7 protein-coding genes, 1 tRNA gene, 2 rRNA genes and 1 pseudogene (1 of these 11 running past the window's edge) are annotated in these 11,770 nt (G+C 65.9%); 1 reads left to right on the forward strand and 10 read right to left on the reverse strand.

Annotation, left to right across the window (positions count from 1 at the left end):
• Positions 1-563 precede the first annotated feature (563 nt).
• Genes guaD through uraH form a run of 5 tightly spaced genes read right to left on the reverse strand, consistent with a single transcriptional unit; the run spans position 564 to position 6,983 of the window.
• The gene (gene guaD, locus ACW17Z_RS05615) at positions 564-1,847 is read right to left on the reverse strand and encodes a guanine deaminase (RefSeq protein ID WP_492057938.1); all 1,284 of its coding nucleotides are present in this window, start codon (positions 1,845-1,847) and stop codon (positions 564-566) included.
• On the reverse strand, positions 1,834-2,847 hold the full coding sequence (gene xdhC, locus ACW17Z_RS05620) for a xanthine dehydrogenase accessory protein XdhC (RefSeq protein WP_492057939.1): 1,014 nt from the start codon (positions 2,845-2,847) through the stop codon (positions 1,834-1,836). Before xdhC ends, guaD begins: the two co-directional genes overlap by 14 nt.
• The gene (gene xdhB, locus ACW17Z_RS05625) at positions 2,844-5,177 is read right to left on the reverse strand and encodes a xanthine dehydrogenase molybdopterin binding subunit (RefSeq protein WP_492057940.1); all 2,334 of its coding nucleotides are present in this window, start codon (positions 5,175-5,177) and stop codon (positions 2,844-2,846) included. The genes xdhC and xdhB overlap by 4 nt, the downstream gene beginning before the upstream one ends.
• Positions 5,170-6,636, reverse strand: coding sequence for a xanthine dehydrogenase small subunit (gene xdhA, locus ACW17Z_RS05630; RefSeq protein WP_492057941.1), 1,467 nt, complete (start codon positions 6,634-6,636; stop codon positions 5,170-5,172). Before xdhA ends, xdhB begins: the two co-directional genes overlap by 8 nt.
• A complete protein-coding gene (gene uraH, locus ACW17Z_RS05635) occupies positions 6,636-6,983 on the reverse strand; it encodes a hydroxyisourate hydrolase (RefSeq protein WP_492057942.1) in 348 nt (115 codons plus the stop codon). Before uraH ends, xdhA begins: the two co-directional genes overlap by 1 nt.
• A gap of 323 nt (positions 6,984-7,306) precedes the next feature.
• Here uraH and ACW17Z_RS05640 point away from each other — a divergent pair, with 323 nt between their 5' ends.
• Positions 7,307-9,616, forward strand: coding sequence for an NADP-dependent malic enzyme (locus tag ACW17Z_RS05640; RefSeq protein WP_492057943.1), 2,310 nt, complete (start codon positions 7,307-7,309; stop codon positions 9,614-9,616).
• Between the two features lie 133 nt (positions 9,617-9,749).
• Here the strand turns inward: ACW17Z_RS05640 and ACW17Z_RS05645 are convergent, their stop codons facing one another.
• From ACW17Z_RS05645 to ACW17Z_RS05665, 5 genes and pseudogenes are all read right to left on the reverse strand, one after another.
• On the reverse strand, positions 9,750-9,944 hold the full coding sequence (locus tag ACW17Z_RS05645) for a cold-shock protein (RefSeq protein ID WP_233206781.1): 195 nt from the start codon (positions 9,942-9,944) through the stop codon (positions 9,750-9,752).
• A gap of 168 nt (positions 9,945-10,112) precedes the next feature.
• Positions 10,113-10,316: pseudogene (locus tag ACW17Z_RS05650) on the reverse strand (cold-shock protein); the annotation flags it as partial.
• A gap of 230 nt (positions 10,317-10,546) precedes the next feature.
• Positions 10,547-10,623 (reverse strand) — tRNA-Met (locus tag ACW17Z_RS05655).
• A gap of 72 nt (positions 10,624-10,695) precedes the next feature.
• Positions 10,696-10,810 (reverse strand): 5S ribosomal RNA (rrf, locus tag ACW17Z_RS05660).
• Positions 10,811-10,923: 113 nt separating this feature from the next.
• Positions 10,924-11,770, reverse strand: a 23S ribosomal RNA gene (locus ACW17Z_RS05665); it runs 1,943 nt beyond the window's last position.

The following is an 11,770-nucleotide window of genomic DNA, read 5'->3' on the forward strand; positions in this document are numbered from 1 at the left end:
GAAGACGGTCGCGAAGCGACCCGTAGGGGGCAAGTACGGGGATAAACTGCGCGCTATCCTCGGGGCGACGAATACGAACGCCAGCAAATTCAACGCCCTGAAAAAAGATCGACCGCGCCAATCCGATGCGCTGAAACCTCCCGTATTCTTGTCCCACCTCGTCGCGAGGAAAGGGCGCAAGGCCAGCGACCATTGCGGCGGCGGGGGGTGATCGAGCGGGACTGGGGTCGAGGGGGATACTCGACCGGTCCGGGGACCTGGTTGCTGGCCAGACCCGCCCGCCGTCGGCGTGGATGGGGATCAAGGCGAGTGTTGGTCAGGATTGGCCCCACGCCCCCCGACCTTCGGGACTTCGGGAAACCGAAGCTTCCGGGTTCCGGTAAGGCCCCAACTGGGCCACCCGCTGGGACGCTGACGGATAACGACCACGCGGAGCGGACGGCTTCGTCGAAACGGTAATCTCTATTTCTCATCCGGACGTGGTCCGGACGCTCCGCGACCCTTTCCGATAACTCAGCGAGGCGTCGCGTGAGGCCAAAAGGCCGTGTCCGCGGCCCTGCCCCCTACCGCCGATGCTGCTCGACACCGGCCAGATAGGTCCGCTCCACCACCCGGTCATCGCCCAGCACGGTCAGGGCGAACAGCCGGTTCTCCAGGCTGCGGTCACCGCCCAGGCGTCTCGCCAGCAGCGGAGTCGCCGCCAGGTCCAGCACCAGGAAATCGGCCTCCTTGCCCGGCGCCAGATTGCCGATCCTGTCGCCCAGATCCAGGGCCCGCGCCCCGCCCAGGGTGGCCAGATACAGGGCCTGGAACGGATCCAGCGCCGTCCCGCGCAGTTGGCCCACCTTGTAGGCCTCGCCCAGAGTATGGAGGATCGAGAAGGTCGTCCCCGCCCCGACATCGGTGCCGATACCGACCTTGACGCCATGGGCGCAGGCGGTCTCCAGCGGGAACAGCCCCGAGCCCAGAAAGAGGTTCGAGGTCGGACAGAAGGCCACCGCCCCGCCCTTGGCCGCCAGCCGCTCGAACCCCTCGCCCTTCAGGTGGACGCAGTGGGCGAAGACCGAGCGCTGGCCCAGCAGGCCAAAGCGGTCATAGACATCCAGATAGTCGGTCGCCTGCGGAAACAGCGCCGCCGTCTCCTCGATCTCGCGCGGGTTCTCCGACAGATGGGTCTGCATCCAGACCCCGGGATTGGCCGCCAGAACCTCGCCGGCCATGGCCAGCTGGGCGTCGCTGCAGCTGATGGCGAAGCGCGGGGTGATGGCGTAGCCCAGCCGACCCTTGCCGTGCCAGTCGGCGATCAGGCTTTCCATGTCGGCGCGGCTGGACTCGACGGTGTCGGTCAGACCCTCCGGCGCGTTGCGATCCATCAGCGACTTGCCGGCGATCAGCCGCATGTCGCGGGCCAGCGCCACCCGGAACAGCGCCTCGACCGAGCCCTTGTGCACCGAGCCGAACACCAGGGCCGTGGTGGTGCCGTTGCGCAGCAGTTCCTTGACGAAGAACTCGGCCGCCTCGGCCGCATGGTCCGGATCGGCGAAAGCCGCCTCGGCCGGAAAAGTGTGCTGCTCCAGCCAGTCGAGCAGCTGCGCGCCGTGGGCGGCGATGATGTCGACCTGCGGGAAGTGGATGTGGGTGTCGATGAAGCCGGGGGTGATCAGCTTGCCGGTCAGGTCCTCGACCGGCGTGTCGCCCAGCAGCTCATGCAGGTCGGCGTAGTCGCCGCAGGCCACGACATGACCGTCCTCGACCAGCAACAGGCCGTCCTCGTGGAAGGCGACGCCCTCATCGGTCTTGGTCGGATCGTCCAGCAGGTGGAGGATCGACGCCCTATAGGCTTGCAACGGCCAGATCCTCGTCGTTGGAAATTCGGGCCGCTTCCAGCCGCATCAGCAGGTCGGCGGCCACCGAGACGGCGATCACCTCGGGGGCCTTGCTCCTGAGATGCGGCAGGCCGATCGGACAGGTCAGGCGGGTCAGGGCCGCCTCGGAGAAACCGTCGTCACGCAGCCGGCTCATGAACCGGGCGCGCTTGGTCTTCGAGCCGATAAGACCCAGATAGGCAAAGCCGCCGCCGGCCAGCCCGGCCGAGGCCAGGGCATAGTCCAGGCCATGGTCATGGGTGAAGATCAGGCCATAGGCGTCGTCGCCCGCCCCCATGGCGGCGGCGGCCATCTCGGCTGGTCCGGCCACGGTGACGCCGGGAATGTCGGCGGTCTCGGGCCGGCTATCGAACCAGGACAGCTTGAACGGCAGCGGCGCGAAGGCGCGGGCGACGGCCTGTCCGACATGGCCGGCGCCGAAGACCAGCAGCGGCGGACGCGGGGCGTCGTTGCGCTCGACCAGCTCGTCGCCCAGCCCGGGGCGGACGCCGCGCGCCGTGGCCTGGGCTCCGGCCAGGGTGACCGACGGGGCCTCCGAACTGGCGGCGATCGGGGCGACGGTCTTGGTCAGCAGGCCGGGGTTGAAGCGGGTGCGGACCTCAAACGGCTGGGCCGCGTCCATCCGGCGGGCGACGTCGGTCAGCCAGTCGCGACTGGCGGCCTCGACCCGCTCGATCAGCAGCCGCACGCGGCCGCCGCAGCACTGGGCCAGCAGCGGGCCCAGCGGATAGTCCTGGATGGCGAAGCTGGCCTGCGATCCGCTCAGCATCCGGCGCGCCTGGCTGGTCGCCTGATGCTCCAGATTGCCGCCGCCGATGGTGCCCGACTGACCGCCCTCCCAGACCACCATCTTGGTCCCGGCTTCACGCGGGGCCGAGCCTTCGGTGGCCAGCACGGTGACCAGCGCGGCGGCGTCATCGACCGCGATGCGCGCCAGGGCGGCGCGGGCCCAGTTCGTCATGACGCCGCTCGCCGCTTGACGTCCTCGACCGCCATCAGGATCGCCTCCGGCGTCGCCGGTGCATCAAGACGCGGCATCACCTTGTGATCGGCCACGCTGGCCACGGCCCGGGTGATCGCCGAAAATACCGAGATCGCCAGCATCAACGGCGGCTCGCCCACGGCCTTGGAGCGGTGGACTGTGGCCTCGACATTGCGGCCGGCCTCCCACAGCTTCACGTCCAGATGGGCCGGACGATCGCCGATGGTCGGGATCTTGTAGGTCGAGGGGGCGTGGGTGCGCAGGCGGCCTTGGTCGTCGAACACCAACTCCTCGGTGGTGAGCCAGCCCATGCCCTGGATGAAGCCACCCTCGATCTGGCCCAGGTCGATGGCCGGGTTCAGCGACCGGCCCACGTCGTGCAGGATGTCGGCCCGCGTGACCTTCATCTCGCCGCTCAGGGTGTCGATGATCACCTCGCTACAGGCCGCGCCATAGGCGAAATAGTAGAACGGCCGGCCGCTATGGGTGGCGCGGTCGTAGTGGATCTTGGGCGTGGCGTAGAAGCCGGTCGAGGACAGCGACACCCGGCCCAGATAGGCTTGGCGGCACAGGTCGTTGAATGGGACCAGTGTGTCGCCGGCCTTCAGCCCCTGCGGCGTGAAGGCAACCTCGGCCTCGGCGCAACCCCACTTGTTCGCGGCGAACACGACCAGCCGGGCCTTGATCGCATTGGCCGCATTGAGCGCCGCCATGCCGTTCAGGTCCGTCCCCGAGGACGCGGCCGTGGCCGAGGTGTTGGGCACCTTGTCGGTGACGGTCGAGGTCGCCTTGACCCGCGACACCTCCACCTGGAAGGCCTCGGCCACGATCTGGGCGACCTTGGTGAACAGGCCCTGCCCCATCTCCGTCCCGCCATGGTTCAGCAGGATCGAGCCGTCGGCATAGAGGTGGATCAGGGCGCCGGCCTGATTCAGATGGGTTGTCGTAAACGAGATGCCGAACTTCACCGGCGTCAGGGCCAGGCCCTTTTTCAGGATCGGGCTGGCGGCGTTGAACGCGTCGATCTCGCGCTGCCGGGCCTCGTAGTCACAGGAGGCCGCCAGTTCGGCCAGCAGCTGCGGCGCGACATTGTCCTCAACGGTCTGATGATAGGGCGTCAGGTCGCGGCCGGGCTCGCCATAGAGATTGCGGCGGCGCACCTCCAGAGGGTCGAGACCCGTGGCCTGAGCCACAGCGTCCATCACCCGCTCGATGGCGATCATCCCCTGCGGTCCGCCAAAGCCCCGGAAGGCGGTGTTGGACACCGTATGGGTGCGGAAGCGGTGCGACAGGATCTCGACCGCCGGCAGGAAATAGCAGTTGTCGGCGTGGAACATCGCCCGGTCGTTGATGGCCATCGACAGATCGGTCGTCGCGCCGCAGCGCGAGGCCAGTTCCATCGCGATGCCGGTCAGGCGCCCGTCGTCGTCAAAGCCGACGTCATAGCCGACCTCGAAGTCATGCCGCTTGCCGGTCATGACCATGTCCTCGTCACGATCGGGCCGGCACTTGGCCGCGCGGCCAGTCTTGACCGCCACCAGAGCGGCGCCGGCGGCGAACAGCGAGGCTTGCGTCTCCTTGCCGCCGAACCCGCCGCCCATCCGGCGCACCTCGATACTCACCGCGCTATGCGGACGGTCCAGGACGCGGGCCACAAGATGCTGCACCTCGCTGGGATGCTGGGTCGACGACCAGACATGGACGTCGCCGCCTTCGCCCGGGATCGCCAGGGCCACCTGCCCCTCGAGATAGAAATGGTCCTGCCCGCCGATGGCGAACTGGCCCTGCAGCCGCCGAGGCGAAGCCGCCAGCGCAGCGGCCGCGTCGCCCCGCGCCATGCGCTGGCTGGCCTCGATCTTCAGGTCGGCCTCGCGGGCGGCCTTGATGTCGATGGCGGCCGGCAGCTCGGCATAGGCGATCACCGCCTTCGCGGCGGCGGCGCGGGCGGCGGCGATCGAGGTGGCGGCCACCGCGAACAGGCTCTGGCCGACATAGGTCACGGTGTCGGTGGCGAACAGCTTGTCGTCGTGAATCACCGGGCTGACGTCGTTCTCGCCGGGGATGTCTTCGGCGGTCAGCACCAGCACCACGCCGGGCGACGCGCGAACGGCCGACAGGTCCAACGCAGTGATGTGAGCGTGAGCCCTGGTGCTGAGCCCGAAATGGACGTGCAGCATCCCCGCAGGCTCGGGCATGTCATCGATATAGACGGCCGAGCCCGCCACATGACGCGTTGCGCTGTCGTGCGGCAGCGAGGCGTGGACACCCTGAAAGGCGTCGATCGCCACAGGCGCAGAGGAGTCAGCCATGAGCGCTCTCCGGCTCGACCCGGGTGACAAGGCCTGGAGAGGTAGTCTCGATGAACACCTTGCGCAGCATGTTCCGGGCCGTCAGCGACCGATAGGCGGCCGAGGCGCGCATATCGCTGAGCGGGGTATAGTCAGCGTCGATAGCGGTCATGGCTGCTTCGATCGTGGCCTCGGCCCACGGCTGGCCGATCAGAGCCGCCTCGCACGCTGTCGCCCGCTTGGGCGTACCCGCCATGCCGCCAAAGGCGATCCGCGCCGAGCTCACGATACCGCCGTCGATCGTCAGCGCGAAAGCGCCGCAGACCGCCGAAATGTCCTGATCGAACCGCTTGGAGAGCTTGAAAACCTTGAAGACAAGTTCGGGCTTTGGCGTCGGCACGATCACCGCCTCGACGAACTCGCCGGGCAGCCGGTCCTGCTTGCCGTAGTCGAGGAAGAAGCCTTCCAGCGGCATCTGGCGCCGCTCACCGCCCTGGTTCAGCACCAGGGTCGCCCCGGCCGCGATCAAGGCCGGCGGCATGTCGCCGATCGGCGAGCCATTGGCGATGTTGCCGCCGATGGTGCCGCTGTTGCGCACCTGGGTCGAACCCAGCCGTCGCAACATGGCGCCAAGTTCGGGATAGAGCCCGCCAAGCGTCTCAATGGCGTCGACATAGCGAACCCCCGCGCCGATCCAGACGCCACCCTCGCGCGGCTCGATCCGCGCCAGTTCGGCGACCTGGCCGATGTCGATCAGGAACTCCAACGGCCTGCGCTGCTTGGTGACCCACAGGCCCACATCTGTCGCGCCGGCCACGATCGTGGCGTGTGGATGCTCGACGAAGGCTTGGGCCAACTGGTTAAGCGACCTGGGCGCCAGCCAGCGGCGCGTGACGCCCTGCACGGGATCGTCGTGCGACAGGTCCAGCATCGCCCCGTCGTCCAACGCCGCCAGATCCGCCGCCACATCGGGCGCGGCCTCGGCTTCGACATCCTTGGCGACCTCAATGATCGGACCATAGCCGGTGCAGCGGCACAGGTTACCCGCCAGCATCTCGGCCGGCGGCGCGTCTGTTCCCTTGGCCGCCACGGCCTTGGCGTACAGCGACATCACGATGCCTGGCGTGCAGAAGCCGCATTGCGAGCCGTGCCTGTCGACCATGGCCTGCTGCACGGGATGCAAGGCGCTATCCTTTGACAGACTCTCCACGGTCATCAGAGCCTTGCCCTGCAGCATGGGCAGGAACTGGATGCAGCTGTTCACCGCGCGCCAGGCGACACCATCGCCATCGGCCTCGCCCACCAGCACCGTACAAGAGCCGCAATCCCCCTCGGCGCAGCCTTCCTTGGTCCCCGTGCGCCGCAGATCGCCGCGCAAGTGCTCCAGCAAGGTGCGGGTCGGATCGGCGCCGCGCACCTCTTGCACCTGACCATCGAGAAGGAAGCGGATCGTGTTGTTCGAATTTTGCGCCGGGGACATCAGCTGCCCCGATAGGTGGAATAGCCGTAGGGCGAGACCAGCAACGGCACGTGCCAGTGTTGCCCGGTGTTCGACACCGCGAAGTCGATGACCACGACGTCGAGAAAGGGCGGATCGGTCACGGCTGCGCCGGTTGCCTTGAAATGCGCGCCGATCGAGAACGCCAGGCGATAGCCTCCAACGGCGAGGTCCTCTCCGGCGATCAGCCGCGCACGACCGTCGGCGTCTGTGCGGGTTTCCGAGAGCAGGACCAGACCATCGCCCTCGCGGCGCGACACACGCACCAGAACCTCGGCCGCCGGCTGCCCCGTCGCCTGATCGAGGATATGGGTCGTCAGTCCGCTCATGCCCTGCCCTTTCAAGCTCAACCGGCCAATGCTCGGCCCGCCCGCGCGCCCTGTCCAGAGCCATGCGCTGCAAGGGATCCTGCCTGCGCCCGACGCTGTCGAACGCAGCGGCAGGCGCCCGCAAGGCGAGCACTATATAATAGATTTATTACTTACGGGAGTTCGGATTCGGCCATGCAGATGTGACCGCTACCATAAAAAATATCCCTATCTGGCGCATAGGGTTGGCAATGCCCCGCTATCCCCGGTAGCTAGACTCGACGATCCGCGAGCCAGACGGATCGCGCCACGATGCCTGCGCAGACGCCAAAGAGGACCAGTCCATGGACGAGGATTTCCGCAAAGCCGCTCTGGACTATCACCGTCTGCCGCGGCCCGGAAAACTGGCGATCGAAGCCACCAAGCGCATGGCCACCCAGCGCGATCTCGGCCTGGCCTATTCGCCGGGCGTCGCAGCGCCCTGCGAAGCCATCGCCGCCGATCCCGACAAGGCCCGCGACTACACCGCCCGCGGCAATCTGGTGGCCGTGATCTCCAACGGCACGGCCGTGCTGGGCCTGGGCAATATCGGTCCGCTGGCGTCCAAGCCGGTGATGGAAGGCAAGGCCGTTCTGTTCAAGAAGTTCGCAGGCATCGACGTGTTCGACATCGAGGTCGACGCCGAGGATCCCGACAAATTCATCGAGGTTGTCGCGGCCTTGGAGCCCACCTTCGGCGGCATCAACCTTGAAGACATCAAGGCCCCCGAGTGCTTCATTATCGAGCGCAAGCTGCGCGAGCGGATGAAGATCCCGGTGTTCCACGACGACCAGCATGGTACCGCCATCGTCTGCGCCGCCGCCGTTCGCAACGCCCTGCTGGTCCAGGGCAAGTCCCTGACCGACGTCAAGCTGGTCACCTCCGGCGCTGGCGCAGCGGCCCTGGCCTGCGTCGACCTGCTGGTGTCAATGGGCCTGCCGGTCGACAACGTGACCCTGACCGACATCAAGGGCGTTGTTTACGCCGGCCGCGACGACGACATGCTCGACAACATGGCTCGCTATGCGCGCCAGACCGACGCCCGCGCCCTGTCGGAAGTGCTGGCCGGCGCCGACATCTTCCTGGGTCTCTCGGCGCCACGTGTTTTCAAGGCAGAGTGGTTGCCGCTGCTGGCGCCCAATCCGCTGATCCTGGCCATGGCCAATCCCGAGCCGGAAATCCTGCCCGAACTGGTGACCGCAGCCCGTCCTGACGCGATCATGGCGACCGGCCGCAGCGACTATCCCAACCAGGTCAATAACGTCCTGTGCTTCCCGTTCATCTTCCGGGGCGCGCTGGACGTCGGCGCTTCGGAAATCAACGAAGCCATGAAGGTAGCGGCCGTTGAGGCCATCGCCGAACTGGCCCGGGCCGAAGCCTCGGAAGTGGTGGCCAGCGCCTATGGCGGCGTCGCCCCGATGTTCGGCGCGCAATACATCATCCCTAAGCCCTTCGATCCGCGCCTGATCCTGCAGATCGCGCCGGCCGTGGCCCGCGCGGCCATGGACAGCGGCGTCGCCACCCGGCCGATCGCCGATTTCGACGCCTATCGCCAGGAACTGGAGTTGTTCGTCTATCGCTCGGGCCAACTGATGCGTCCGCTGTTCGAGCGGGCGCGCAAGGCGACCAAAGCCTGCGCCGAGACGGGAGGCATTCGCGTGGCCTATGCCGAGGGCGAGGATGAGCGCGTGCTGCGCGCTGTCCAGACCGTCCTCGACGAAGGCCTGGCCAAGCCGGTGCTGATCGGCCGGCGCGAGACCATCATCGCTAAGGCCGCTGAAATGGGGCTGCGCCTGGACTTCGACAACCGCGTCGAGATCCTCGACCCCGCCGCCGACACCGCGTTGTTCGCGCCGCTGGTCGATCGCTATCGGAGCCTCGTCAGCCGCCGAGGCATCCCGCCTTTGGCCGCCGAGCGCCGGGTCACCACTCGCCGAACGGTGTCGGCCTCCATGCTGCTGCAGGCGGGCCATGTGGACGCCGCTCTGGTGGGCGGTTCCGGCGACTGGTGGCAGCACATGACCTATGTGCTGCCGATCATTCCCAAGCGCGAGGACGTCGACCGGATCTACGCCCTGTCAGCCCTGATCCTCGACAACGGCACGCTGTTCTTCTGCGATACCCATGTGAACGTTGACCCGACCGCTGAGCAGGTCGCCGAAATGACGTTGCTGGCGGCCGAGTCCGTGCGGCGCTTCGGCCTGACGCCCAAGGCGGCCCTGCTGTCGCACTCCAGCTTCGGGGCGTCGAACTCGCCGACCGCCCGCAAGATGCGAGACGCCCTGGCCATTGTGCGCGAAAGGGCGCCCGAGCTTGAGGTCGACGGCGAAATGCACGCCGACGCCGCCCTCTCGCAAGCCTTGCGCGACAGGCTGGTGCATGACAGCGCCTTGAAGGGCTCGGCCAATCTGCTGGTCATGCCCACGCTCGACGCCGCCAATATCAGCCTGACCCTGCTCAGCGCCGCCACCGAAGGCCTGCTGGTTGGGCCCGTCCTGCTGGGCATGAGCCAGCCGTTGCATGTGCTGACGCCCAGCGTCACCGCGCGCGGCATCGTCAATTTGACCGCCCTGGCGGTCAATCAGGCGGCTGGAGAGCGGGCGATCCAGGCCTGAAATCAAGACGCAGAAAGGCCCCGCGCGAAGTCGATCGCCGTCCTAGGGACGGAAGCGACTTCACGCGGGGCCTGATCTCAGACCGAAAGGACGAGTGGACGCGTCTCGCACGCCCACTCGTGCTCAAGAATCCCTAGAGGATGCGCAGGTTGCCGGCCGAGGTCTTGCCCGAGCGGCGGTCCTGTTCCAGTTCGTAACCGACTTGCTGGCCTTCGTTCAGGCCGCGCAGACCGGCGCGTTCAACGGCCGAGATGTGCACGAAGATGTCGCCGCCGCCGTTGTCGGGCTGGATGAAACCAAAGCCCTTGGTGGTGTTGAACCACTTCACGACGCCGGTGCCGGCTTCGCCGCCACCGCTGGGTGCGCCGCCGCCGTAACCGCCGCCACGGGGTGCGTCATAGCCACCGCCGCGCGGCGCATCATAGCCACCGCGGGGCGAGTCAAAGCCGCGCGCGGGCGGGCGACGCGGCGCCGAAGGGGCTGCGCCTTGGCCGGTTACGCGCAGATTGCCGGCCGAGGTCTTGCCCGAGCGGCGATCTTCTTCAAGTTCATAGGCGACCTGGTCGCCTTCGTTCAGGCCGGAAAGGCCCGACCGTTCAACCGCAGCAACGTGGACAAACACGTCTTCGCCGCCGTTTTCAGGCTGAATGAAGCCAAAGCCCTTGGCCGGGTTGAACCACTTAACGACACCGTTCGCCATCTTATCCTCAAAAACCTATTTCGCGGACCAGTTGCCGACCCACGCCTCGATAGCTTCTCATGACTCAAATCAACAGATCGCGCCATGGGCTTTCAGCGAAGATTCTGCGGAGAGCCCGGCCAGAATCAAGAAAAATTCGCTTGTGAGGGGGTGTTTTGGCCAGGCCGGGGCCAAACTGCCAGACGGAGACGCCTCACAAAAGAAGCAGAAACGGGCAATTGACGCGATCTTGGGTGCGGGGACAGGATTTGAACCTGTGACCTTCAGGTTATGAGCCTGACGAGCTACCGGGCTGCTCCACCCCGCGGCGAAGTTGGTAGTTGGTGATCGTGAGGTAGGGGGACTTTGAAGTACGACTTGATTGGCATCCTTTTAGCGGACCTGGCGGCGACCTACTCTCCCGCGCCTTGAGACGAAGTACCATTGGCCCAGGGGGACTTAACGACCGAGTTCGGAATGGGATCGGGTGGGGAACCCCCGGCATAGCCACCAGGTCAGCAAAAAGGATGCGTGCAGAACGTTTTGAGGCGTTCTGGTTATATCAAGTCGAAGAAGACATCGTATGTCTGAGCTCTACAAAGAGCATTTGCATAGGTTTGGCTGAAGAACGATCAAGCCTATCGAGCTATTAGTACCAGTAAGCTACACGCCTCACAGCGCTTCCACACCTGGCCTATCAACGTGGTGGTCTTCCACGGCTCTCAGCGAGACCTTGTTTTGAGGTTAGTTTCCCGCTTAGATGCTTTCAGCGGTTATCTAGTCCACACTTAGCTACCCTGCTGCACAGCTGGCGCCATGACAGGTCCACCAGAGGTGTGTCCATCCCGGTCCTCTCGTACTAGGGACAGATCCTCTCAAGTCTCGTACACCCACGGCAGATAGGGACCAAACTGTCTCACGACGTTCTGAACCCAGCTCACGTACCACTTTAATCGGCGAACAGCCGAACCCTTGGGACCTGCTCCAGCCCCAGGATGTGATGAGCCGACATCGAGGTGCCAAACTTTGCCGTCGATATGGACTCTTGGGCAAAATCAGCCTGTTATCCCTAGAGTACCTTTTATTCGTTGAGCGATGGCCCTTCCACGCAGGACCACCGGATCACTATGGCCGACTTTCGTCTCTGCTCGACTTGTCAGTCTCGCAGTCAGGCGGGCTTATGCCATTGCACTCGACGACCGATTTCCGACCGGTCTGAGCCCACCATCGCGCGCCTCCGTTACACTTTGGGAGGCGACCGCCCCAGTCAAACTGCCCGCCACGCCATGTCCCGGACCCGGATAACGGGCCGCGGTTAGACGTCAACAACAATAAGGGTGGTATTTCAAGGATGGCTCCACCGAGACTGGCGCCCCGGTTTCATAGCCTCCCACCTATCCTACACATGTTGTTGCTAACGCCAAGGCGAAGCTGCAGTAAAGGTTCATAGGGTCTTTCCGTCTGACCGCGGGAAC

Source organism: Caulobacter sp. GSs2 (assembly GCF_058680895.1).